The organism is Janthinobacterium sp. NFX145 (assembly GCF_049810325.1).
GTDB classification, from domain to species: Bacteria; Pseudomonadota; Gammaproteobacteria; order Burkholderiales; family Burkholderiaceae_D; genus Janthinobacterium; species Janthinobacterium rivuli.
Genome location: NZ_CP187360.1, coordinates 3,158,248 through 3,181,091 on the forward strand (window position 1 = coordinate 3,158,248; position 22,844 = coordinate 3,181,091).

At 64.3% G+C, this 22,844-nt stretch carries 20 protein-coding genes; 8 read left to right on the forward strand and 12 right to left on the reverse strand.

Annotated features, from left to right (window positions below; all coding sequences use genetic code 11):
* The first annotated feature begins 1 nt into the window (after position 1).
* From ACPJXG_RS14215 to ACPJXG_RS14240, 6 genes are read left to right on the forward strand one after another with little or no spacing between them, the layout of a single operon-like run.
* Positions 2–1,303: a TIGR03087 family PEP-CTERM/XrtA system glycosyltransferase gene (locus tag ACPJXG_RS14215; protein ID WP_425254654.1), complete on the forward strand. Its 1,302-nt coding sequence runs from the start codon at positions 2–4 to the stop codon at positions 1,301–1,303.
* Positions 1,300–2,883: an exosortase A gene (gene xrtA, locus ACPJXG_RS14220; RefSeq protein WP_425254655.1), complete on the forward strand. Its 1,584-nt coding sequence runs from the start codon at positions 1,300–1,302 to the stop codon at positions 2,881–2,883. Before ACPJXG_RS14215 ends, xrtA begins: the two co-directional genes overlap by 4 nt.
* Positions 2,873–4,075 carry a TIGR03088 family PEP-CTERM/XrtA system glycosyltransferase gene (locus ACPJXG_RS14225; protein ID WP_425254656.1) on the forward strand — a complete coding sequence of 401 codons (1,203 nt, stop codon included), beginning with the start codon at positions 2,873–2,875 and terminating at the stop codon, positions 4,073–4,075. The genes xrtA and ACPJXG_RS14225 overlap by 11 nt, the downstream gene beginning before the upstream one ends.
* A gap of 10 nt (positions 4,076–4,085) precedes the next feature.
* Positions 4,086–6,038: an XrtA/PEP-CTERM system amidotransferase gene (locus ACPJXG_RS14230; RefSeq protein WP_425254657.1), complete on the forward strand. Its 1,953-nt coding sequence runs from the start codon at positions 4,086–4,088 to the stop codon at positions 6,036–6,038.
* A 4-nt stretch (positions 6,039–6,042) separates the two neighbouring features.
* Positions 6,043–7,281, forward strand: coding sequence for a TIGR04063 family PEP-CTERM/XrtA system glycosyltransferase (locus ACPJXG_RS14235; RefSeq protein ID WP_425254658.1), 1,239 nt, complete (start codon positions 6,043–6,045; stop codon positions 7,279–7,281).
* Positions 7,278–9,737, forward strand: a complete 2,460-nt coding sequence (locus ACPJXG_RS14240; protein WP_425254659.1) for a glycosyltransferase — start codon at positions 7,278–7,280, stop codon at positions 9,735–9,737. Before ACPJXG_RS14235 ends, ACPJXG_RS14240 begins: the two co-directional genes overlap by 4 nt.
* Here the strand turns inward: ACPJXG_RS14240 and ACPJXG_RS14245 are convergent, their stop codons facing one another.
* Both ACPJXG_RS14245 and ACPJXG_RS14250 read right to left on the reverse strand, forming a co-directional pair.
* The gene (locus ACPJXG_RS14245; RefSeq protein WP_425254660.1) at positions 9,738–10,607 is read right to left on the reverse strand and encodes a hypothetical protein; all 870 of its coding nucleotides are present in this window, start codon (positions 10,605–10,607) and stop codon (positions 9,738–9,740) included.
* A gap of 10 nt (positions 10,608–10,617) precedes the next feature.
* The gene (locus tag ACPJXG_RS14250) at positions 10,618–11,358 is read right to left on the reverse strand and encodes a DUF3944 domain-containing protein (RefSeq protein WP_425254661.1); all 741 of its coding nucleotides are present in this window, start codon (positions 11,356–11,358) and stop codon (positions 10,618–10,620) included.
* A gap of 71 nt (positions 11,359–11,429) precedes the next feature.
* On the opposite strand from ACPJXG_RS14250, the gene ACPJXG_RS14255 reads away from it, so the two are divergent.
* Complete coding sequence (locus tag ACPJXG_RS14255) at positions 11,430–11,603, forward strand: hypothetical protein (RefSeq protein ID WP_176390611.1); 174 nt, start codon at positions 11,430–11,432, stop codon at positions 11,601–11,603.
* 89 nt (positions 11,604–11,692) lie between these two features.
* Here the strand turns inward: ACPJXG_RS14255 and ACPJXG_RS14260 are convergent, their stop codons facing one another.
* The 5 genes from ACPJXG_RS14260 to ACPJXG_RS14280 form a co-directional block, all read right to left on the reverse strand.
* Positions 11,693–12,760: a serine hydrolase domain-containing protein gene (locus tag ACPJXG_RS14260; RefSeq protein WP_425254662.1), complete on the reverse strand. Its 1,068-nt coding sequence runs from the start codon at positions 12,758–12,760 to the stop codon at positions 11,693–11,695.
* Positions 12,761–12,909: 149 nt separating this feature from the next.
* Positions 12,910–14,847: a serine hydrolase gene (locus ACPJXG_RS14265; RefSeq protein ID WP_425254663.1), complete on the reverse strand. Its 1,938-nt coding sequence runs from the start codon at positions 14,845–14,847 to the stop codon at positions 12,910–12,912.
* A 26-nt stretch (positions 14,848–14,873) separates the two neighbouring features.
* Positions 14,874–15,173, reverse strand: coding sequence for a hypothetical protein (locus tag ACPJXG_RS14270; protein ID WP_425254664.1), 300 nt, complete (start codon positions 15,171–15,173; stop codon positions 14,874–14,876).
* Positions 15,174–15,311: 138 nt separating this feature from the next.
* Positions 15,312–15,773, reverse strand: a complete 462-nt coding sequence (locus ACPJXG_RS14275) for a MepB family protein (protein WP_425254665.1) — start codon at positions 15,771–15,773, stop codon at positions 15,312–15,314.
* Positions 15,770–16,018 carry a hypothetical protein gene (locus ACPJXG_RS14280; protein ID WP_425254666.1) on the reverse strand — a complete coding sequence of 83 codons (249 nt, stop codon included), beginning with the start codon at positions 16,016–16,018 and terminating at the stop codon, positions 15,770–15,772. The genes ACPJXG_RS14275 and ACPJXG_RS14280 overlap by 4 nt, the downstream gene beginning before the upstream one ends.
* An 83-nt stretch (positions 16,019–16,101) precedes the next feature.
* Here ACPJXG_RS14280 and ACPJXG_RS14285 point away from each other — a divergent pair, with 83 nt between their 5' ends.
* Positions 16,102–16,464: a TfoX/Sxy family protein gene (locus tag ACPJXG_RS14285; protein ID WP_176390606.1), complete on the forward strand. Its 363-nt coding sequence runs from the start codon at positions 16,102–16,104 to the stop codon at positions 16,462–16,464.
* Here the strand turns inward: ACPJXG_RS14285 and ACPJXG_RS14290 are convergent.
* The 5 genes from ACPJXG_RS14290 to ACPJXG_RS14310 all read right to left on the reverse strand — a co-directional run bounded on the left by ACPJXG_RS14290 (position 16,453) and on the right by ACPJXG_RS14310 (position 22,835).
* The gene (locus ACPJXG_RS14290; protein WP_425254667.1) at positions 16,453–17,457 is read right to left on the reverse strand and encodes a 2-hydroxyacid dehydrogenase; all 1,005 of its coding nucleotides are present in this window, start codon (positions 17,455–17,457) and stop codon (positions 16,453–16,455) included. The genes ACPJXG_RS14285 and ACPJXG_RS14290 overlap by 12 nt on opposite strands.
* Before the next feature lie 87 nt (positions 17,458–17,544).
* Entirely contained in the window at positions 17,545–18,738 is a 1,194-nt protein-coding gene (locus ACPJXG_RS14295) for a hypothetical protein (protein WP_425254668.1), read from the reverse strand.
* Between the two features lie 2 nt (positions 18,739–18,740).
* On the reverse strand, positions 18,741–20,288 hold the full coding sequence (locus ACPJXG_RS14300) for an MBOAT family O-acyltransferase (RefSeq protein WP_425254669.1): 1,548 nt from the start codon (positions 20,286–20,288) through the stop codon (positions 18,741–18,743).
* The gene (locus tag ACPJXG_RS14305) at positions 20,278–21,351 is read right to left on the reverse strand and encodes a glycosyltransferase family 4 protein (RefSeq protein WP_425254670.1); all 1,074 of its coding nucleotides are present in this window, start codon (positions 21,349–21,351) and stop codon (positions 20,278–20,280) included. Before ACPJXG_RS14305 ends, ACPJXG_RS14300 begins: the two co-directional genes overlap by 11 nt.
* A gap of 2 nt (positions 21,352–21,353) precedes the next feature.
* Positions 21,354–22,835 carry an oligosaccharide flippase family protein gene (locus ACPJXG_RS14310; RefSeq protein ID WP_425254671.1) on the reverse strand — a complete coding sequence of 494 codons (1,482 nt, stop codon included), beginning with the start codon at positions 22,833–22,835 and terminating at the stop codon, positions 21,354–21,356.
* Between the last annotated feature and the right edge of the window lie 9 nt (positions 22,836–22,844).

Genomic DNA, 22,844 nt, shown 5'->3' on the forward strand with positions numbered 1-22,844 from the left:
CATGCGTGAACTGCTATTCCTTGCCCACCGCCTGCCGTATCCGCCCAACAAGGGCGACAAGATACGCTCATGGCACATGTTGCAATACCTGAGCCGGCATTTCCGCGTGCACCTGGGCTGCTTCATCGACGATGACGACGACTGGCAGCACGCGAAAACCGTGGCCGCCCTGTGCGCCAGCACGCGCTTCATCGGCTTGCGGCGCGGCGCGGCCCGCTGGCGCGCCATGCAGGCGCTGCTGTCGCGCCAGGCCATGAGCGTGCAGTACTACCGCGATGAACGCCTGCTGCAATGGGTCGACGGCTTGCTGTCCTGCGGCAAGGTGCGCCACGCGCTGGCCTTTTCCGGCCCCATGGCGCAATACATCGACGGCAGCGCGGGCCGCGCCCTGCACCGCGTGATCGATTTCGTCGACGTCGATTCCGACAAATGGCGCCAGTACGGCGACAGCAAGCCCTGGCCCATGTCGCAGCTGTACCGGCACGAAGCGCACATGCTGCTGCAGTACGAGCGCCATATCGCCCAGCAGTTCACGGCCGCCAGCTTCGTCTCGCCGGCCGAAGCGGCCCTGTTCCGCCAATGCGCCCCGATGGCGCGGCGCAAGACGGGATTTTTCAATAACGGCGTCGACACGGCGTATTTCACGCCCCTGCCAGCCCAGCCCCCCGTCTATCCGACCGGCGTGCAGGTGCTGGTATTTACGGGCGCCATGGATTACTGGCCGAACATCGACGCCGTGCAATGGTTCGTGCGCCACGTCTGGCCCGCCTTGCGGCGCCAGTTTCCCCAGTTACAGTTTTATATCGTCGGCAGCGCGCCCGTGCCCGCCGTGACGGCGCTGGCAAGGATAGCTGGCGTGGTGGTGACGGGCAAGGTGCCCGACATCCGACCCTACCTGGCCGGCGCGGCGCTGGTCGTGGCGCCCCTGCGCATCGCCCGCGGCGTGCAAAACAAGGTACTGGAAGCGATGGCAATGGGCAAGGTCGTGCTGGCCACGCCGCAGGCGCTCGAAGGCATCGCCGCCCAGCCGGGCCTGGAACTGCTGCTGGCGCGCGACGACGTCGAATTCATCCACCATGCGGCGCGCGTGCTGCGCCATGCCCAGGCAGGCGCAGCCGAAGGGAGCGGCGCGGCCATGGGCACTGCGGCGCGCCAGCTGGTCTTGCAGGATTACAACTGGGAACGCAATCTGCGGGGCCTGGGCGCCATGCTGGGCCTGCCTGCCGAGACGGATGCCGATACCGATGCGGCCGCCAGCGGCGCCATCGCGCCTTTGCTGCCCGTGCGGGAGCCATCCACATGAGCGTGCAACTCGACCCGGTGGCCCGCTTGCCGGACGCGGCCGTCTGGCGGCACGGGCACGCCCAGGGCCAGCAGCAAGCGCTGCTGCTCCTGCTGCTGGCCCTGGCCGCCATCGTGCTGCTGTACCACGCCACCTTCTGGTCGATGCTGGAACTGTGGTCCCGTTCGCAAACCTTTGCGCACGGTTTCTTGATCGTGCCCATCAGTTGCTGGCTGGCCTGGCGCCAGCGCGCCCGCCTGGCCGCGCTGGCGCCCCAGCCGTCGCGCCCGGGCTTGCTGCTGCTGGGCGTACTGGGCCTGGCCTGGCTGCTGGCCGACGCCGCCAACGTGCCCGTGGTGGAACAATATGCGGCCACGGCCATGCTGCCCGCCTGCGTGCTGGCCATCCTCGGCCGGCCGGCCGTGCGCCTGCTGGCCTTTCCGCTCGCGTATCTGTTTCTCGCCGTGCCGTTTGGCGAAGTCTTCCTGGACCCGCTGATCGACTTCACGGCCGCCTTCACCGTCACCGCGCTGCAATGGACGGGCGTGCCCGTGTTTCGCGATGGCAGCAATTTTTCTCTGCCCACCGGCAACTGGTCGGTGGTGGAAGCGTGCAGCGGCTTGCGCTACCTGATCGCCGCGCTGGCCCTGGGCGCCCTGTACGCCCATGTCAACTTCCACAGCGCGCGGCGGCGCCTGGCCGTCATGGCCGCCGCCCTGCTCGTCCCCATCCTCGCCAATGGCGTGCGCGCCTACCTGATCGTGATGCTGGGCCACCTGAGCGACATGCGCCTGGCCGTGGGCATCGACCACCTGATCTATGGCTGGCTGTTCTTCGGCCTGGTGGCGTTGCTGCTGTTCTGGCTGGCTGCGCGCTGGCGCGAACTGCCGCCGGCGCGCGCCGTGCCGCCGGCTCGGCCCACACGCCTGAGCGCTGGCGCGGCCACCCCGCGCGCCGCCGTGCGCGCCAGCGTCGCCTGCCTGCTGCTGGCGGCCGTGTGGCCGGTATTGGCGCTGGCCAGCCACCGCGATGATGCTCCCAAGCTGCCCGCCGTTGTGCTGGCACTGCCCGATCCGCCCGCCTGGCATCGCCTGCCCGCTGTTCCTCCTGCCTGGCAGGCGCCGTATGCGGGCACGCCCGCGCGGTTTGCCGCCATGTATGTGCGCCAGGACGGCGACGGCGCGCCCGTGGGACTGCAACTGCACTGGTATGCGCGCCAGGCGCGCGATGCCGAACTGCTGACGCACCAGGCCTCGCCCTACGGCGCGCGCTGGATGCCATTGGCGCAGGGCGAGCGGCACGTCAACCTGTCCGGCGGCCAGATTGGGGTGCGCGAAAGCGTGCTGGCCCACGGCAGCGAACGCCTGCTGCTGTGGCGCGTGTATCGCCAGGGTGGTGTCTTCACGGCCAGGCCCGTGCTGGTAAAACTGCTGCTGGCGCAAGCCAAGCTGCTGGGCAGGCGCCAGGATGGCGCCGACATCATCGTCTTTGCCGCCTACGACGAGCTGGCGCCGCCGCCGCGCGCGCAGCTGCAAGCCTTTATGCGGGCGGCGCTGCCCGTCATCGAACAACGCTTGCAGGAGTTGCCGCATGGCCCTTGACTTCGATACCGTCGGCACGGGGGCGGCCAGCACGGCCCCGCTGATCGTGCATGTGATCCACCAGCTCGACGTGGGCGGGCTGGAAAACGGTCTGGTCAACCTGATCAACCATTTGCCGCCGGAACGCTACCGCCACGCCATCGTCTGCATGAAGAACGCCACCGCGTTTCGCCTGCGCCTGACCACCCCGGGTGTCGACATCATCAGCCTGGACAAACGCGAAGGCAAGGACTGGCGCCACTATCTGCACCTGTACCGCGTGCTGAAACGCTTGCAGCCGGCACTCGTGCACACGCGCAACCTGGGCTGCCTTGAAGCGCAGCTTCTGGCCTGCCTGGCCGGCGTGCGCCTGCGCGTGCATGGCGAACACGGGCGCGACATGAGCGACTTGCACGGCACCCGCCGCAAATACCGGCTGCTGCGCAAATGCATGCTGCCGCTGGTGCAGCATTTCATCGCCGTCAGCGCCGACCTGGGGCTATGGCTGGTGGACGCCATCGGCGCGGCGCCCACGCAGGTGTCGCACATCGGCAACGGCGTCGACAGCGTGCAGTTTCACCCGCGCCTGGGGCCGCCGGCCGCCGTGGGCCCGCCCGGTTTCCTGTGCAACGGCGCCTTCGTCATCGGCAGCGTGGGCCGCATGGCGACCGTCAAGGATCACGCCTCGCTGGTGCACGCCTTTTTGCTGTTGCTGGCGCAGCCGGGCGCCCGCGCGCGCCTGCGCCTGATCATCGTCGGCGACGGGCCGTGCCGCCAGACTTGCCTGGACCTGCTGCAGCAAGCCGGCGTGGCGCACCTTGCCTGGCTGCCCGGCGCGCGCGACGACGTGGCGCAACTGCTGCGTGCCATGGACCTGTTCGTGCTGCCCTCGCTGGCCGAAGGCAGCTCGAACACCATCCTCGAAGCGATGGCGACGGGCCTGCCCATCGTTGCCACGCAGGTGGGCGGCAACGCGGAACTGGTGCAGTCGGGCTGGAGCGGCACGCTGGTGCCGCCCGGCTCGCCCGAGATGCTGGCCGACGCCATGCTCGACTACTACAGCATGCCCGAACTGGGCCCGCGCCACGGCGCGCGCGGGCGGCGCCAGGTGCTGGCCGAGCACAGTCTGCCCGCCATGGCCGGCGCCTACCTGGCCGTGTACGACCGCCTGACGGGCGCGCGCCAGCCGTCTCCCCTGTCCACCATTCCCTGAAAGGCCCCCCATGTGCGGCATCAGCGGCATCTTTGATTTGCAGGGCCAGCGCGACATCGACGTGCTGCTGCTGGCGCGCATGAACCACAGCCTGCGCCACCGTGGGCCGGACGAAGGCGGCTTGCACCGCGAGCCGGGCCTCGGTCTGGCGCACCGGCGCCTGTCCGTGATCGACCTGGCCAGCGGCCAGCAGCCGCTGTTCAACGCCGACCGCAGCATCGCCATCGTCTTCAATGGCGAAATCTATAACTATCGCAGCCTGATGGCGGAGCTGCGCCAGTTCGGCCATCAATTCCGCACCAGCAGCGACACGGAAGTCATCGTCCACGCCTGGGAACAGTGGGGCGAGCAATGCGTGCAGCGCCTGCGCGGCATGTTCGCCTTCGCCCTGTGGGACCGCCGCCGCCACCTGCTGTTCCTGGCGCGCGACCGCCTGGGTGTCAAACCGCTTTATTACGGCGAGGCGCAGGACGGCACCCTGCTGTTCGGCTCCGAACTCAAAGCCCTGCTCGCCCATCCGGCCATGCCGCGCGCGCTCGACCCGCTGGCCGTGGAAGAGTATTTCGCCTATGGCTACGTGCCCGAGCCGCGCAGCATTTTCCAGCACGCGCGCAAGTTGCCGCCCGGGCATACCCTGTCGATACGCGCCGGCCAGCCGCTGCCCGCGCCGCAAGCGTACTGGGACATCCCGTTCACGCCGAATCCGCCCGCCAGCGAGGCGCAGGCGGCCGACGAGTTGCTGGCGCGCCTGCGCGAAGCCGTGCGCATCCGCATGGTGGCCGAAGTGCCGCTCGGGGCATTCCTGTCCGGCGGCGTCGATTCAAGCGCCGTCGTGGCGCTGATGGCCGGGGCCAGCGCCACGCCCGTCAACACGTGTTCGATTTCGTTCGGCGACCCGGCCTACAACGAAGCGCGCTACGCCGACCTGGTGGCGCGCCGCTATGGCACGGCGCACCACGCGCGCCAGGTGGAACAGGACGACTTCGAACTGATCGACCTGCTGGCCAACCTGTACGACGAACCGTTCGCCGACAGTTCCGCCATGCCCACGTACAGAGTCTGCCAACTGGCGCGCCAGCGGGTCACGGTGGCCCTGTCGGGCGACGGCGGCGATGAAAGCCTGGCCGGCTACCGGCGCTACCGCCTGCACACGCGCGAAGAAAAGGTCCGCAAGGCGATGGATCCGCTGCTGCCGGCCGGCTTGCGCCAGTCGCTGTTCGGCACCCTGGGGCGGCTGTACCCGAAGGCCGACTGGGCGCCGCGCTTCCTGCGCGCCAAGACCACCTTCGAAGGCCTGGCGCGCGACACCACGGACGCGTATTTTCACGGCGTCAGCCTGCTGGGCGACGCCATGCGCGCACGCCTGTTCAGCCCCGAGCTGCGGCGCAGCCTGCAGGGCTACCGCGCCGTCGAGGTGCTGCGCCGCCACGCGCTGGCCAGTCCCGCGCAAGATCCCCTGTCGCAGGTGCAGTACCTGGACCTGAAAACCTATCTGCCCGGCGACATCCTGACGAAAGTCGACCGGGCCAGCATGGCGCACGCGCTGGAAGTGCGCTCGCCCCTGCTCGACCATGAACTGGTGGCGTGGATGTCGGGCCTGCCGCCGCACTTCAAGCTGCGGCGCGGTGTAGGCAAGTATTTGCTGAAGAAAGCCCTGCGCCCGCTGCTGCCCGATACCCTGCTGTACCGCCAGAAGATGGGCTTTTCCGTGCCGCTGGCCGACTGGCTGCGCGGCCCGCTGCGCCAGCGCCTGCAACAGCGGCTGCTCGGTCCCACGCTGGCGCAGTGCGGCCTGTTCGACATGGACTACGTGCGCCTGCTGCTCGAGCAACATGCGAGCGGCCGGCGCGACTACAGCGCGCCCCTCTGGTCGCTGCTGATGTTCGAGGCCTTTTTGCGCCAGGTGCTGCCGGCGGGCGGACAAAAAACGCCGGCGCCGGCGCCCGCCGTGGCGGTGGAGTAAATCCATGCGCATCCTGCACATCCTCGACCATTCGCTGCCCCTGCACAGCGGCTACACGTTTCGCACCCTGGCCATCCTGCGGCAGCAGCGCGCGATGGGCTGGCACACGACGCAGCTCACCAGTGCCAAGCAGGGGCCGGCCGACGGCGCGCAGCAGCTGGTCGACGGCTGGCATTTCTACCGCACGGCGCCCAGTGCGCGCTGGTGGACGCGCCTGCCCGTGCTGCGGCAGGTGGCCGTCATCGTCGGCCTGGCCGTGCGCCTGCGCCGGCTGGCGCAACGGATCAAACCCGACATCCTGCATGCGCATTCGCCGGCGCTGAACGCCATCGCCGCCCTCAACGCGGGCCGCGCGCTGGGCATTCCCGTCGTGTATGAAGTGCGCGCCTTCTGGGAAGACGCGGCCGCCGACCATGGCAGCAGCCGGCCCGACGGCCTGCGCTACCGGCTCACGCGCGCGCTGGAAACCTACGCGCTGCGCCGCGCCGATGCCGTCACCACCATCTGCGACGGCTTGCGACGCGAGCTGTGCGCGCGCGGCGTGCCGGCACATAAAATCACCGTGATTCCAAACGCCGTCGATGCGGGAGCCTTCAGCGTCACGGCGCCCGACGACTTGTGGCTGGCGCGCAAACTGGGCTTGCACGGACACCTGGTCATCGGCTTCATCGGCTCGTTTTACGCCTACGAGGGACTGGCCCTGCTGCTGCGCGCCATGCCGCGCCTGCTGGCGGCGCAGCCGGCATTGCGGCTGCTGCTGGCCGGCGGCGGTCCGCAGGAGGCGGCGCTGTGGGCGCTGGCGGCGCAGCTGGGCATAGACCACGCCGTGGTCTTCGCGGGCCGGGTGCCGCATGCGCAGGTGGCCGCGTATTATCAGCTGGTCGACATCTGCGTGTATCCGCGCCTGCCGATGCGCCTGACGGAACTGGTGACGCCCTTGAAACCGTTGGAGGCGATGGCGCAAGGCCGCCTCGTGGTGGCGTCCGACGTGGGCGGCCACCGCGAACTGGTCGAGCATGGCAAGACGGGCATGCTGTTTCGCGCCGGCGACGCCGGGGCGCTGGCGCAGGCCATCTTGTCGCTGCTGCTGGCACCCGCCAGCTGGCCGGCGCTGCGGCGTCAGGCGCGCGCCTTCGTCGAGACGGAGCGCAGCTGGAACGCCAGCGTGAGCCGCTATGCGCCCGTGTATGCGCGCGTGACGGCGGTGCGCATGGCGGAGGAACTGGCAGGAGTCGCGCCATGATCTTCGCGGGCCTGCGCGTCGCGCTGGTCGGCCCACTGCCGCCGCCGGCCGGCGGCATGGCGAATCAGACGGCGCAACTGGCGCGCAAGCTGCGCGAAGATGGCGCGCATGTACAGCTGCTGGCCGTCAACGGGCCGCATCTGCCCCCATGGCTGGCGCGCATCCGCTACCTGCGTGCGGCGCTACGCCTGCCCGTGCACCTGTGGCGCCTGTGGCGCGCGGCCAATACCGTCGACCTGTTCCACATCATGGCCAATTCCGGCTGGTCCTGGCATCTGCAGGCCGCGCCCGCGCTGTGGATCGCCAGCCTGAAAGGCAAGCCGGCCCTGCTCAATTACCGGGGTGGCGAAGCGGCCGTTTTTTTCGCCCGCGCGCCGCGCCTGGTGGCGTTCAGCCTGCGCCGCGCCAGCGCCATCGTCGTGCCGTCGGCCTACCTGGCCGGCGTCTTCGAACAATATGGGCATACGGCGCATATCGTGCCGAACGTGCTGGACTTGCAGCGCTTTACGCGCGCCACATCCGCCGCGCCGCGCGCGCCAGTGGCCGATGGCCCCTGCATTCTCGTGGCGCGCCACCTGGAAGCGCTGTACGACAACGCCAGCGCCGTGCGCGCCTTTGCCATCGTGCGCGAGGCTTTTCCCGCGGCGCGCCTGGTGCTGGCCGGCGGCGGGCCGCAGCGCGCGGCGCTGGCGCGCCTGGCCAGGTCGCTCGGCGTTCTGGACGCCGTGCGCTTCGCCGGCCCCGTCGACAACGCCGCCATGCCCGCGCTGTACCAGGCCAGCGACGTCGTCCTCAACCCCAGCCTGGCCGACAACATGCCCAATTCCGTGCTCGAGGCGCTGGCCTGCGGCGTGCCCGTCGTCAGCACCAACGTGGGCGGCATCCCCGCCCTGCTGCAAGACGGCGTGACGGCGCTGCTGGTACCGCCCGGTGATCCGGCCGCCATGGCGCAGGCCATCCTGGCGCTGCTGCGCGACCCGCCGCGCGCCCAAGCGCTGGTCGACGCGGGCCTGGCGCACGCCGCCACCTTTGGCTGGGCCGATATCGCGCCCAGGCTGGCCGCCCACTACCGCCGCATCCGCGCCGCGCCCCGTCCTGGCGCCTACACGCGCTGCGTCGCCCGCTGGCTGTTTCCGCTGCATGAATGGATCAAAGGCCACCGCAGCGCGCGCCTGCTGCGCCGGCTGGAACGCTCGCAATGGTGGAGCGCGCAGCAGCTGCAGGAATGGCAGCTGGCCCGCCTGCGCGCGCTGCTGCGCCATGCGGCCGAGCACGTGCCGTATTACCGCGCCCTGTTCGCCCGCAGCGGTTTCGATCCGGAACAGGTGCGGCAACTGGCCGACTTGTCGCGCCTGCCGCTGCTGAGGAAGGTTGATATCGCCAGCGCGCGCGACAGTTTCAAATCATCGCGCGCCGTGGGTTTGCGCCCCTTCGCCACAGGCGGCTCCAGCGGCGAACCGCTGCAATTTTTTCTTGGCAGGCGCAGGGTCAGCCATGACATCGCCGCCAAGTGGCGCGCCACGCGCTGGTGGGGCGTCGACATCGGCGACCGCGAAGCCGTGCTGTGGGGCTCGCCCATCGAACTGCACGCGCAAGACCGCGTGCGCCGCCTGCGCGACGCGCTGCTGCGCACGACCTTGCTGCCCGCGTTTGCCATGTCGCCCGACCGGCTCGATGGTTATGTCAGGCAATTGCGCAGCTGGCGTCCACGCATGCTGTTCGGTTACCCGTCCGCCCTGTGCCGCATCGCCAGCCACGCCAGCGCGCGCGACCTGCCGCTCGACGGCCTGGGCGTGAAAGTGGCGTTTGTCACGGCCGAACGCCTGTACGACGAGCAGCGCGCGCAAATCGCCGCCGCCTTCGGCTGCCCCGTGGCCAACGGCTACGGCGGGCGCGACGCGGGCTTCATCGCCCACGAATGCCCGGAAGGCGGCATGCACATCACGGCCGAAGACATCATCGTGGAAATCGTCGATGGCCAGGGCCAGCCGCTGCCGCCAGGGGCCACGGGCGACATCGTCGTCACCCACCTGGCCACGCAAGACTACCCCTTCATCCGCTACGCCACGGGCGACGTGGGCGCGCTGGGCACCGAGCCGTGCGCCTGCGGCCGCGGCTTGCCCCTGCTGCAGAAAATCGAAGGGCGCAGCACGGATTTCCTCACGGCCGTCGATGGCACCGTCATGCACGGCCTGGCCCTCGTCTACATCGTGCGCGAACTGCCGCAGGTGCGCAGTTTTAAAATCATCCAGGAAAGCCTGCTGCGCACGCGCGTGCTGCTGGTCTGCCTGCCGCGCCTGGACGCCGCCACGCGCACGGCCATCGTCACCGGCTTCCAGGCCAGGCTGGGCGCGCACGTGGACATCGCCATCGATGAGGTCGACGAGATCGCGGCGGAGGCGTCGGGGAAATACCGCTATGTGGTGAGCGCAGTGACGCAGGCGGGCAGCCCGTAGTTAGCTGGCAGCGCGGCCCGCCGGCAGCGACAGCAGAATTTTCCCGTGCTCGGATTGGAAAAGCTGCCTCGCATTTGCTTCAAGCGAGCGATAAACCTCGCTGCGCGCTCCGGCGACGCCGCGTATCACTTCGCGGTGTAACTCATTCATGAACTGACGGAAAACTTGCAAACCATCGTTGAATCGCCCCGCACCATCGAGCAGGATATGTTCTGCAAGCCGCAGTTTGCCAATACGCGCGCAAAGCAGGTATTCGATATGAATTCCCGCAGGCATCATGTCGAGCATTAATTGGGCGAAATTGGTGATCGACGCTAAATGCGTCTGGGTCACGTCATTGGACGACTTCGCCATGGCAAGAATATTATCGATAAAGGACAGGATTTCATTGCGTTTCGCCGCCATGCTGGTCAACAGCGGAATGGCAAGCTCGCGTATTTCCGATGCCAGGCTACGATCCTGCAACAAGGTTCGCGCTGCCTCCACCAGTCCCACATATTCACTGATCTTACCCATGTAAAATACAATGTGCTGCGAGCGCACATCTTGCGCAATGACATCGACAGTGGCCTGGATTTTATCCAGTTTCTTTGCCAAATATTTTGTCTGCACCACGATCGCGGCAAGAATAATGCCGGTCGACACGGCCGCGGCGATCACCGTCGTCGCCTGCGCCATTTTCAGCGCTTCTTCCACGCTCTTGGCCGCACTTTCCTTGAATGGAAGATGCTGGATGATGCCAGACCCGCCGCTGCCCTCGGCCCAGTATGCCACGCCGTCATGTATGGCTGCCTTGCCTTCCGCCATCGCTTGTATCAACACTGGCTTCAATTTTGCCTGGTCGATGATCCATATTGTTTCTTGCAGCATTTATACTTCCTTAGAAAAATTCACGTGCTTCACATTCCCGGCGCATATAAGCGATTTGAATGACGGCAGGAATCGTTACACGATAAGCGGCGCCGCTGATTGCGGGCACGGTGAGCGCGGCCGACACGGCCAATCCGACGGGGCCGGCAAACACGGCCAGGCTTCTGCCCAGACCACCTGTCGCAATGACGCCAAGCGCCCGTCCCGCGAACATGCTTGCAGCGGATCTGGCGATCAGCGAAGATATTTGCAGGGAACCGATGCCACTCAACAAGGCCGCTTTCAGCAAGGCCAATCCGTCCCCATCGCGTGAGTTGTAGCCGATATCAAATTCCTTCAGCAGCGAAGCGCGTTGTTCCGCACCGAGCTTTTCCCAGGCATCGCCGATGAATTTCTCCAGCAGCTTGTTTTCCATCGCATAGGCGGAACTGTTTTTTTCCGTTTTGACTTTCTGGTTATCGCACACGTCCGACAAAATCTCCTTGTACAGCACGCCATCGCCACGAAACAGGTTGACGATAGTGTCGCCGCCGAAATGCTGAAGCTCGCCGGCAATCAACTGCCAGCATTGCTGGTACTGGTCCGTCTTTCCAGCAAACTTCTTGAAGTTATCATCTGCAAGAAGTTCGCTGGCCATGCGAGCCGACTGATCTTTGTCGTGCGTGAGATAGCCAGCCAAAATACGCAAATCCTCTTCCTTGCAATACTCCAGGAATGCGAGGTCTTCATCGACGCGATATTTGATACCCATATTTTCCCTTGGTAATTTTCTTGTATTGTATTTTTAATTGCACCCAACTTACAAGGCAAAACAAGGAAAACATGCAATATAAAGCCGATGCCGCTTTTATTCTCCCATTGGCGCATGACGGCGCGGAACTGGCACTTGCACTGGCACTCGAGCCTGCCACTGTCGCCGGCATATGCGCCGCTGTAACGTGTGACAACGCTGGCAGCATGGTGGAAGTCAAAACGGCCAAGGGAGCTTCGCGTTAGCGTATGGCCTTCAAGCGCATTCTTCGGCCGAGCGTGATTGCAGGATCACAGCCAGCACCTTGCAAGACGGCTGATGCGCGGAGGTTCAGCTATTTCAAAAGGCTGCTGTTCATTACTATTTCCCTTACTTTTATTTCGAAATGGTAATGAACGCCACTATCTTCGCTAAACTGATTTTCCAAAACAATGACATCAACATCTTTTTCAGGGAAATAGACTTTGATCGAGGCAAAGCCCAAGCCCTTCCCGGAGTGGCCTATATACTTGACCGTATCCTTGTCACTCACATAAACACCGTAACCATAACCGATTTCTCTGTCACCGAAAGCCACGTGCTGGCTGGATATGGAATAATTCGTCATCAGCTTATAGGTTTCGGCCTTCAAAATCTTCCCCTTATGAAGTTTTTCATCCCAGATATTCAAGTCCTTCACATTTGAAACAATTCCCCCTGCCGGGATGAAGCTTGTCCAGCCTTTTCCCTGAACAGGATGTTCCTTCAGTGCGAATACATTTTTCGTATTGACATATCCATTGATGACGTTATTATTCTTGTTTTCCTCATAGCAGAAACTACTCACCATCCCCAGCTCTCTGAACAGCTCATGCGCTGCATCAACATACATTTTTCCGCTGACTTTTTCAAAAATATTGCTCAGCATTGAATAAGTCGTAACGCCATACAGAAAGTCCGTTCCGGGCTTGAAGCTGAGTGGCTTGTCGATTTCCGTGATTCCTGCTGAAAAGTTGAGCAGTTGATGCACCGTCACCTCGTCGGCCCAGGCCTGCGGCAAATCGGGTAAATATCTTCTAACGGGACTTTGCAAGTCTATCGTGCCTTTTTCAACTTCCCTCAAAATCAACACAGCCGTAATTTGCTTGCTATTCGACATGATTCGGAAATTATCTTCCAGCCTCAACCGTGTTTTATTTTCAACATCAGAATAACCAAAGGCTTTTGCGTATTTCTCCTTGCCATTCTTCGTGATGAGAATGACGCCATTAAAACTTCTTGGGCTTGTTGATTTGACCAAGCTGTCGATCTTGGCGGAATAATCATCTATCTTTTCCGCATGTGAATGATCGCCAACTTGGGCAGTCACGAATGTGGATGTCATCAACAAAAAAGAAAGTGCAGATATTGTCAGTGACAGCATCGTTTTTCTTTCAATATGGAGATTCTGGTTTGATTTATTATTTCCAATGAACAAAAAATTCTACAAGATTGATCACCTGACAAGTACTGGCCTGTCAGTGAATGCGGATCCAGGCGCGCAAAAGAATGAAGGCTAGCCACGCCGGGCGTTCAGTCGTCCACCAGATCGAAGTCGGTCAGCAAACCGTCCGCGGTCAGGTAAACCAACAATTTTCGCTCCGGCTTGATGCCGCTCACGTGGAAGGCAAGGACGCTGTCCACCTTGCTGCCATGCCGTTCGATCTCGCGGCCAGCGACAGCTTGCTCGTGCAAAAAAGTCAGCGACTTGACATTGACCAGTTCGCCAATAGCCTGTGTGCCAAAATTGTTCTTGATGCCGGGCGTGGCAAAATCCGAGTTGGCCAGGGCGCTGCCGCCACGCCCAATGTCGGACAGCACAGCCTGCACATTCCGGGTGCGCGCAGGCTTGGGGTCGGTGCGTGCTGCCAATGTGTGCAGCAGCGGGCCGATGCGCGGCGCCGTGTTGGCTTTGTCTTTGGTCGTCACGACGACGCCTGTCACCTCTGCCTGCGCATCGACGACGAACGCCAGTTCGCAATTGCGCGACGTCGAATGGAAGCGATGCCGGCCGACAGGCACGAAAGTTTCGTCGGGCAAGCCATCGAAAATGCTGCGTAGCTGACCACCCTGCATATCGAAGGTTCCCATCGTATTGTTCGCCAACTCGTAGCGGCCCGTGTAGCGGATGAGTTCCTTGGCATCGATGTTGATGGCGGGTTGCTTGAGCAACACGTCGTAATCGGCTTCTGGCCAGTGATAGGCGCGGCCGATGGCGGCCGTCAGGCGGTCCATCATGCGGGAATTGTCATTTGCGTTAATCATGATCACGACACCCTGGCCTGTGCCGGAAAATGCCGTCAGCAAGGTATCGAAGCCTTCGTCACGCCCGCCGTGCGAGAAGCGTTGCGCGCTGCCGCTGCCGTGAAGGAAGACGCCCAGGCCCGCGTTCTCTTTTTGCGGGCTCAGCATCTGCCGGGCCAAGGCTGCCGAGATGACGGGGTTGGACGTGCCAGCCAGGGACTGCTGTACCCCGATGGCGAAGCGCGCCAGGTCCGACGCGTTGGTCCATAAGCCGGCCGCCGCCATTTCAGGGTACACATGCCAGCGTCCCGCGACCAGGCTGCGGTCGGCAAGGTGGCCGCTGGCATTCAGGCGCGCGCGCTCGGCTGGCGGCGGTTGCAAATACGAGCTCTCGTTCATGCCCAAGGGATTGAGGACGGCGTCGCGCATGTAGTCGGGAAACGCCTGGCCGCTCACGTCGGCCACCATTTGTTGCATGACGGTATAGCCGCCACCCGAGTAACGCACCTTGCTGCCTGGAACGATGTCAACGCGAATGGCTGCGGTATTCGCGGGCTTCTCGCCGTCGAGCACCTGGACCACGCTGGGTACTGGCGCATTGCTGGCGTAGCCGGGAAAGCCGTGCACGGTCAGTCCCGCGTTGTGGCTGAGCAGCCTGCGCAGGGTCACCTTCTGTTCGGCCAACAAGGCGTTGTGCGGCAGTTTCCACGTGCGCAGCCTGGTGTTGACGTCATCGTCAAGCGCAAGCTTGCCTAGCTCGACCAGATGCAACGCCCCCAGTGCGGCCACCGGTTTGCTGACCGAACCGGCCTGGAACAGTGTGTGCGGGCTGACCGGCGTCTTGCCGCCCTTTTCCGTGACACCGTATCCTTGCGCCCTAACAATCTTGCCATTCTCGATGATGGCAAGCGACAGGCCGGGGATTTGCCGCATCGTCATTTCGGCGTTGATGATGTCGTCCAATGCGTCCGCCTGGGCACTACTTGCGAACAACAGGGTCACGATGAATGCCAGGGGATGAACTCGCATGAACGCTTCTTTCAATGGTGGTTGACGGATGCCAGGAAGGAAAAGTTGACGATACGTCAGCGCACCCTGCCGCCATGCGGGATTGCGACAGGCCGTCAGATATCGGCCATGGGAGGTCATTTTCCCGGATGCGTTGCGTTCCGCCTTTGCTGGCGTGACCGATTGCATCCGCAGCGGGAAGCAAATATCGGTCGGCAACGAAATTCGTCACTTCATACAGTCTACTATCTGTCCTGCTTGCGTCTTGTGAAAACCGCCCAGGCAAGCACCGCAATGCCTGCGACGATACATCCGGCCAAACTAACGGCGGCACCAAAAATGTACCACGCCACATCGAATCCGTGACTATAGAATGTTCCGACAAATAGCCCGCTCACCAGCCAGACCAACACCGCCAATTTAAGCAGAGAGTATTTTACTTTAGCGATGGGGCGACCAAGGCGCATCTGTTGAAGAGCGGCCGCACCCATGATTAAACAAGCCAAACTGGCCGCAATTGTCAAGCGTGAAAATGAATACTCCATATCGCAACCTAACTTGTAGCTGAGCCAGCGGGCCCGGAGAGTAAAGGACCGAGGGGTTCAAGTGCAGCAGCCAATTATCGCCTGCAACTACACCACCGGCTTGAACCTGCACTACGGAACTTGTGCTACCACCGACAATCACTGCCCGAACAGTTGTTCCAGCCTTCGTTGATCTCCCGCCGCCACAAAACAGGCACTCTGCCAGCGCTGCGTACGCAAAGCCTGGACCGATTCCGGCGCGCACCAGGGTGGATACACGCGCAGCGCCCGTTTGCCGCCCTGGCCGGAGCGCGACATCACGCCCCGTTCGACCAGCACGCTGCGCGGGAAAATGAAAAAACCGTGTTGTACCTCATCGCTGACGGAGATGATGACGACATCAACAGGATCCGCTTCGTCCAGCGGCGCGATGTCGGCATCGGGATGGGGGCGCTTCCAGACGGTGACGAACTGGCCGGTTTTTGTCGGCGTGATTTTCGCCACGCGCAGGACCAGGCGCTTGCCATGCAGTTCTGTGCGGCAAGCGCCGTAGTCCGCGCTTTCCGCTTCCGGCACGGGCGCTTGCGGCAAGCCCAGGAAGGCCCATGGACTGGCCTTCATTGCGCGCTGAACTCGGCGGCGGCCTTGGCCGCCCACAGCGCTTCGGCATGGCTGGCGAACGGGCTGTCGTAGCCGTCGACCTTGCCATCTTCGTCGACAAAATACAGCCACCAGCCGTCAGCCTGCTGGCGGATGGCCGTGTGGCCCGGTGCGCAATGGGTTTCGATGGCGTCGCTGGCGGCCAGGGTGGTAATGCGGATGCCGCGGTGAATAATATGCTCGGGTGTCATGTGCAAATACGTCATGTATAAAAATCAATGGCCGTAGTGTAGCCTTGCCGGAGAATCCTTGCCAGTGCGCTACACTATTCCTTCACACGGAGGACGACATGGCATCACAGCAAGGCACGGTGGATTTTTTGCTCGACCAGATGGCGGGCGCGGGCAGCATCAGCGCGAAGAAAATGTTTGGGGAATATGGTTTGTATTGCGACGGCAAGATGTTCGCCATCGTCGCCGACGACCAGCTGTTCATCAAGCCGACGGACGCGGGACGCGCCTGGATCAGTACACAAGGCTCGCTGCAGGAAGCGCCGCCCTATCCGCAAGCCAAGCCGTATTTCCGCATCGATGGCGGGCTGTGGGACGAGCGCGACTGGCTCAGCCAGCTGGCGCGGCGCACGGCCGACGCCTTGCCGCTGCCAAAACCCAAGCCGCCGCCCAAGCCTAAAAAACCGGCGTCAGCTGCTTAAGACGCTGTTTTCACACGCCTTGCCTTCACGGAAGCACGCCAGGTTGTGATACGTGATGGCGGCGATCTCGCGCAGCGCTTCCATCGTGAAGAAACCCTGATGGCCCGTCACCAGCACGTTCGGGAAGGTCATCAGGCGCTGGAAGATGTCGTCGTCGATGATGTCGGACGAACGGTCCTGGAAGAACAGATTGCTTTCCTGCTCGTAGACGTCGATGGCCAGGGAACCGAGCTGGCGCGATTTGAGCGCCTCGATGACGGCGCCCGTGTCGATCAGGCCGCCGCGCGAGGTGTTCACCAGCATGGCGCCCTTCTTCATCAGCGGCAAGGTTGCTTCGCTGATCATGTGGCGCGTGCTGTCCATCAAGGGGCAATGCAGCGAGACGATGTCGGACTCGGCCAGCAGCCGCGGCAATTCCACCATCGTGCCCAGGTCCCCGAACGCGGGCGCCGGATACGGGTCGTGACCCAGCACCGTGCAGCCAAAGCCTTTGAAGATGCGCGCCGTGGCCAGGCCAATCTTGCCCGTGCCGACGATGCCGACCGTTTTGCCGTGCAAGGTGGCGCCCAGCAAGCCATCGAGCGAGAAATTGCCTTCGCGCACGCGGGCGTAGGCGCGGTGCGTGTGGCGGTTCAGCGTTTGCACGAGGGCCAGGGTGTATTCGGCCACGGCTTCCGGCGAATACGCGGGCACGCGGGCGACAAACAGGCCCAGGCGCTTGGCCGCTTCCAGGTCGAGGTTGTTGTAGCCGGCGCAGCGCAGCAGGATGGCGCGCACGCCGTAACCGTGCAGGGCTTCCAGCACGGGTGCGTCGAGCACGTCGTTGACGAAGACGCAGACGGCGTCGGCGCCTTGCGCCAGGACCACGGTTTCCTGGCTCAGCAAAGCGCTGTGGTAGACCAGTTCGATGCCGGTGGCGTCGGGCTGGGACGGCAAGGCTTCGTCGAAGAAACGGCGGTCGTAGGGTTGGCTGGCAAAGAAGGCGATTTTCATGGGGCGTCCTGGAACTTGCTGTATGGCAAAACACCATCATAGCGCAAGCGCCCTGCCCCACGGTGTACGCCTGGCGTCCCTGGCCGCCTATTTGGGTTCGCGCGGCAAGGTCAGCACGTGGCGCAGATACGCCGTTTCCTCGGCGTGCCGCGCGTGATAGCGCTCGCGCGCGGCGCGCATGGCCGCCTGGTGGGCCGCGATGCCGGTTTCCGTCAGCTCGGCGCCGAAGTCCGCCGGCGGCGGCACCGGGCCGCCGAACAGGCGCGCCAGGATGAAGCGGCCCACATTGTCGCGGTAGTGCGACGCTTCCCAGTAATAGCGCATCTCGCGCGCGCCTGTCACTTGCGGGATAGCCTCGCTGGTGATGCTGTTGAAACCGGAAAAATCATACACGCGCACGTCGCAGCCCTGGCTGCGGTAGCGCCCGGCCATCTGCGCCAAGTCGCGCTGCCATGCTTCCATGGCGTCCCACTTGCCGCGCCAGTACAGGGCGTCGAGCGTGAGCGCGTGCGTGGGATTGATGTACAGGCGCAAGCGCGTGCCGCCACGGCACAGCTTCCCGACGCTCGCATCGAAGGCATGCAGCGCCGCTTCGGTGGGGCCGGCGCCATCGCCGAACTCCTGCAGGCGCGGCTTGAAGGCGCGCGCCGTGCCGGCCCAGCCATGGTTGCGGCTGGTGATGCAGGACTCGTCGCGCTGGCCGTGCAAGGCCAGGCTGGACAGGCACACGCCGTCATAAGTGCCGCTGAGGATGCGCCAGCTGTCGTGGGTCATGTCCACCGTCAGGCCGCGCTTGAGGTTGAGCAAGGCGCGCCGCGCGAAAAATGCGGGGCCGTCATCCGTCAAGCCCGGCTCCACGCCGGCCGAGCCCAGCTCCAGGGAAAACGAAGGCGCGTCGATGCCCCACACGAGGGTGTCGACATGGCTGACCCGGGCCGCGTGTTCGGCCAGGCGGATGGCGTCGCCGATCGAAGCGCCCGAGACGGCGCTGTTGAAGACGCTCTTGCCATCGAACAAGGTACGCATGCTGCTTGCAGGCAAGCCCATTTCCGTGCGCGAATTGCCGATGTACACGACGGCGGGCCGGTAACGCGCCACGGCGTACGTCTTGCCCCACACGCTGAGTTTTTCGTTGGTCGGGCGCAATCGCTGCACCAGCGGGCTGTCCCACTGGTGCAGCAAGTACGGATCGACCTGATAGTTGACGGCGGAGACCAGGGCCAGCGCGCCCAGCGCGCAGGCAAGGAAGACGGCGAGATAGCGGCGGGCGTTGGTATCCATGGTCAGAATTGAAAGTAGAGAAATTCGGTAACCCGGTTCATGCCAAAAATGCAGGCGATGAACAGCGCGGCAAAGCCCAGGCTCCAGCGCGAGGTGGGCCGCCAACTGAAGGCCCAGCGCCCAGCCGGTTGAAAGATTCTTTCAATGGCAGGCTCGTAGAGAAAGAATATTTCTTGCGTGTTTGGCGCCCGGAAAGCCAGCAGCATGGCGCCCAGCAACACGGGCAAGCCCGGGCCCACCAGTTCGATCCAGCGGATGCCGTCGAACGCCGGATGCATGCCCCACTGCGCCAGGCTGGCCGCGTGGCTGGCCAGGCCACGCGGTAGGCTCACGCCGTTCGCGCCCACCAGCGCGCCCGTGATGTCCCAGGCCGTGGCCACGTCGGGCGCGCGGAAAAAGATCCAGGCCAGCATGACGGCAAGAAAAGTCAGCAAGCTCGGCCACCAACGCGCCGTGGCCGCGCCAAACATGCGCTGCCACGCCTGCTGCAGCACCAGGTACAGGCCGTGCAAGCCGCCCCAGATGACAAAGGTCCAGCCGGCGCCATGCCACAGGCCGCCCAGCAGCATGGTCAGCATCAGGTTGCGGTAGCGCATGGCTTCGCCGCGCCGGCTGCCGCCTAGCGGGATATATAAATAGTCACGCAGGAAACGCGACAAGGTCATGTGCCAGCGGCGCCAGAAGTCGGCGATATTGGCCGCCTTGTACGGCGAATTGAAGTTCAGCGGCAATTTCACGCCGAACAGGCGCGACAGGCCGATGGCCATGTCGGAATAGCCGGAAAAGTCGAAATACAGCTGGAAGGTATAGGCCAGCACGCCGATCCACGCTTCGATCAGGGTCGGCTGCGCGCCGGCCGCAAAAACAGGGATGGCCAGCGGCGACAGGTTGTCGGCGATCAGCACTTTTTTTGCCAGGCCAATAGTAAAGATCGACAAGCCGATGGCGAAATTGGCGGCGCGCGGATGGGCGTTGGCCGGGTCGGCGAACTGCGGCATCATGTCGCGGTGGTGCAGCACGGGGCCGGCGATCAGGTGCGGGAAATAGCTGACGAACAGCACATAGTGGATGAAACGGTACTCGCGCACCTCGCCCCGGTAACAATCGACGAGGAAGGCGATCTGCGTGAAGGTAAAGAACGAGATACCGATGGGCAGGATGATGTCGAGGCCAGCCCACGGCAGACCTCCGGTGCTGGCGGCGACGGCATTGATGCTGTCGATAAAGAAATTCGCATATTTGTAGTAGGCGAGCAGCCCCAGGTTCAAGGCCAGGGCCGCGACCAGCGCGCGCTTGCGGGCCCCGCCCGCGCAAGAGCCGATCAGGCGGCCGGCGCCGTAGTTGAAGCAGATCGAGGCCAGCAGCAGCGGCAGGTAGCGCACGTCCCACCAGGCATAAAAGAACAGCGAGGCGAGCGCCAGCCAGGCGGCCGGTGCCAGGCGCCAGCTGGCCTTGCTGCCCCCGGCAGACGCCCAGCGGTCCAGCAGAAAATAGCCAGCCAGCACGATGGGCAGATAGCCGAACAGGAAGGCGAAGGAATTAAACAGCATGCTGCCTCCTGGCAGGCAAGGACTGGGCCTGGTAGTAACAATCGGCGATCTGGGCCGCCACCCGCTCCCACGTAAAGCGCTCCACCAGCGCTTGCACGCGGGCCCGTTCGGGCGGCAGCGCCAGCAGTTCGAGGATGGCCTGGCGCTGCGCGTGGCCATCGTCCCAGCGCACCTTGCGCAGCGCGAAGGCGGAATCGGGCAAGTCCAGCGCGCTTTGCGCCGTCATGACGACGGGCGTGCCGGCCGCCAGCGCTTCGAGCACGCTCAAGGGAAACACCTCGCCCTGGCTGGGCAAGGCCGCCACGGCCGCCGCATGGTAGGCGCTGGCCAGCAGCGGATCGGCGTGGTCGAGCGCGCCCAGCCAGCTGACGTGCGGCAAGTCCAGCAACAGTTGCAGATACGCTTGCTGCTCGCGCGGCGCGGCGCCGATCAGCACCAGGGGCAAGCCGGCACCCGCCAGCGCCTGCGCCAGTCCCAGCTGGTTTTTGTAGGGCGAAATACTGCCTACCATCAGCACGAACGGCCCGGCGATGCCCGTTTCGCGCAGGAACAGGTCGCCATTAGCCGTGAAGAAATGCGGATTGATTCCATTTGGCAGGACGCGAATGGCGTCGGCCGGCATGCCGAAACCTTGCGCAATGGCGTCGCGCTCGGCCTCGCCCAGGGCGATCACCACGTCGGCCAGCTGCAAGGCGCGCCGGGTTTGCGCATAGCTCGTTTGCACCATCCACTCCGTCAGGCGCCCCGCCAGCCGGTCGGCCAGCCGTGCGCGCCAGGCGCTGGCCCGGCCCCAGCCCGGCGACAGCAGCGGCGACAGCACCACGGGCACGCCTTGCTCGCTGGCCATTTCCATGATGCGGTAAGTCCCGTTGCTCGCCGAAAATACGTGCAGTACGTCGAAATCGGCCAGCCGCTCATGGTTGGCGTCGACCAACTGCACTTCCAGGGGCCGCGCCGGCTGCACGGGTAGCCGGTTCAGCGCGGCAATGGTTTCGCGTACCTGGATCTGCAAGCCGCCGTCGCGCTGGAACAGCATCGGGTAGGACAAGATACCGACACGCATGGTCATCCTTTCGTGGATTTGACTGCCAGCCAGCGGCCTGCCAGCTTGCGTTGCAATAACAAAAACTCACCAGCGAGCTCATGCTTCAACAGGAACAGGCCGGCCAGCCAGCACAGCAAGGTGGCCAGCGCCGTGCCCGTCAGCGCCAGCAGCGCCGGGGTTTCCGTTGGCAGCCACAGCAGCGAAGCGACGGGCGCGAAGGCGCTGACACCGCAGAGCAGCAGGCTCTTGCGCACGGCCCGCGCCAGGATGCGCCAGTCCAGCGCGCTCAAACGCCGCAGGCAGCCGTAGTTCAGCCAGCTGCGCAGCACGTTGCTGAGCACCACGGCCCAAGCTACCACCACCAGGCCGAACGGCGCCGCGGCCAGCAGCAGCGCCACCTTGATGACGCCGGCGCAGGCATCGAGCCGCACTTGCGCGTGCAGCTGGCCCGTCGCCACGAACAGGTAGCGGGCCATGCTGAACATGCTATACACGGCCGAAGACAGGCACATGATGCGTATCAAGGGCACACAGGCTAGCCATTGCGTGCCATACAACACCTTGACCAGGGGCAAAGCCATGCAGGCGAGAAAGAGAAAAAACGGCCAGGCCAGCGCCGTCATGTAGCTGATCGTGCGCAAATACACAAGTTCCGCCCCGCCCCGCCCCCCCTGTCCCCCACCCTCGCGCGCACGCGCCGCGAACAGGGGAAACACGACGGGAGAAATCGCGCTGGTGATAGCCTGGTTGAAGATGTTGAGCACGCTTTGCGCCTTGCCGAACAGAGCCAGGCTTTCAATGCCGATCAGCTTGCCGATGATGAGGTCTGGCGCCGCCACGCCCGCCTCGTCGACCAGACCGCCACCGGTCGCATACGCGCCAAAGCGGGCGATATCTGCCATGCCGCGCCGTCCCGGCAGCCACGGCAGCTCCTTGGGCCGCACCAGCAGGCTCACCAGCAGCGAGGCGCAGGAACCGGCCAGCGCCGCCCACACCATGCTCATGTAACTGTAGCCCTGCAGCGCCAGCAGCACGGCCACCAGCAGGTTGACGAAGCTATTGGCCGCGTTGATGGCATAGATGGCGCGAAAGCGCAGTTGCCGGCGCAGCATCGGCAACGTCAAGGCGCTGAACGGTATCAGCAGGAAATTGATGGACAGCAAACGCAGCACGAGGGTCAGCCGGGGTTCGCCATAGAACTGCGCGAGCGGCGCGCTGGCCAGCAGCACCAGGCCCGCCAGCAGCCAGGCGACAAGCAGGCTGGTGGCCAGCGCCGCCCGCAATTTCACGGTATCGAGCTGCTTTTCCTGGATCAGGTATTGCCCCACGCCAAAATCGCGCACCACTTGCGCCAGGGCCACCAGCACGGCGCCCAGCGAATACACGCCCACCTCGGCCGGCGTCAGCAGGCGCGACAGCACCATGGTGGCGACAATGCCCAGCAGCAGCACCGTATATTTTTCGGCGAAGGAAAAGAAAAACGAATGGCGGGTGGCACTCATGCGGGCCGC

What these genes read in the sequence shown, in the direction of transcription:
- ACPJXG_RS14215 (WP_425254654.1), top strand. Translation starts at nt 2, where the DNA reads ATGCGTGAACTGCTATTCCTTGCCCACCGCCTGCCGTATCCGCCCAAC.
- xrtA (WP_425254655.1), top strand. Translation starts at nt 1,300, where the DNA reads ATGAGCGTGCAACTCGACCCGGTGGCCCGCTTGCCGGACGCGGCCGTC.
- ACPJXG_RS14225 (WP_425254656.1), top strand. Translation starts at nt 2,873, where the DNA reads ATGGCCCTTGACTTCGATACCGTCGGCACGGGGGCGGCCAGCACGGCC.
- ACPJXG_RS14230 (WP_425254657.1), top strand. Translation starts at nt 4,086, where the DNA reads ATGTGCGGCATCAGCGGCATCTTTGATTTGCAGGGCCAGCGCGACATC.
- ACPJXG_RS14235 (WP_425254658.1), top strand. Translation starts at nt 6,043, where the DNA reads ATGCGCATCCTGCACATCCTCGACCATTCGCTGCCCCTGCACAGCGGC.
- ACPJXG_RS14240 (WP_425254659.1), top strand. Translation starts at nt 7,278, where the DNA reads ATGATCTTCGCGGGCCTGCGCGTCGCGCTGGTCGGCCCACTGCCGCCG.
- ACPJXG_RS14245 (WP_425254660.1), bottom strand. Translation starts at nt 10,607, where the DNA reads ATGCTGCAAGAAACAATATGGATCATCGACCAGGCAAAATTGAAGCCA.
- ACPJXG_RS14250 (WP_425254661.1), bottom strand. Translation starts at nt 11,358, where the DNA reads ATGGGTATCAAATATCGCGTCGATGAAGACCTCGCATTCCTGGAGTAT.
- ACPJXG_RS14255 (WP_176390611.1), top strand. Translation starts at nt 11,430, where the DNA reads ATGCAATATAAAGCCGATGCCGCTTTTATTCTCCCATTGGCGCATGAC.
- ACPJXG_RS14260 (WP_425254662.1), bottom strand. Translation starts at nt 12,760, where the DNA reads ATGCTGTCACTGACAATATCTGCACTTTCTTTTTTGTTGATGACATCC.
- ACPJXG_RS14270 (WP_425254664.1), bottom strand. Translation starts at nt 15,173, where the DNA reads ATGGAGTATTCATTTTCACGCTTGACAATTGCGGCCAGTTTGGCTTGT.
- ACPJXG_RS14275 (WP_425254665.1), bottom strand. Translation starts at nt 15,773, where the DNA reads ATGAAGGCCAGTCCATGGGCCTTCCTGGGCTTGCCGCAAGCGCCCGTG.
- ACPJXG_RS14280 (WP_425254666.1), bottom strand. Translation starts at nt 16,018, where the DNA reads ATGACGTATTTGCACATGACACCCGAGCATATTATTCACCGCGGCATC.
- ACPJXG_RS14285 (WP_176390606.1), top strand. Translation starts at nt 16,102, where the DNA reads ATGGCATCACAGCAAGGCACGGTGGATTTTTTGCTCGACCAGATGGCG.
- ACPJXG_RS14290 (WP_425254667.1), bottom strand. Translation starts at nt 17,457, where the DNA reads ATGAAAATCGCCTTCTTTGCCAGCCAACCCTACGACCGCCGTTTCTTC.
- ACPJXG_RS14295 (WP_425254668.1), bottom strand. Translation starts at nt 18,738, where the DNA reads ATGGATACCAACGCCCGCCGCTATCTCGCCGTCTTCCTTGCCTGCGCG.
- ACPJXG_RS14300 (WP_425254669.1), bottom strand. Translation starts at nt 20,288, where the DNA reads ATGCTGTTTAATTCCTTCGCCTTCCTGTTCGGCTATCTGCCCATCGTG.
- ACPJXG_RS14305 (WP_425254670.1), bottom strand. Translation starts at nt 21,351, where the DNA reads ATGCGTGTCGGTATCTTGTCCTACCCGATGCTGTTCCAGCGCGACGGC.
- ACPJXG_RS14310 (WP_425254671.1), bottom strand. Translation starts at nt 22,835, where the DNA reads ATGAGTGCCACCCGCCATTCGTTTTTCTTTTCCTTCGCCGAAAAATAT.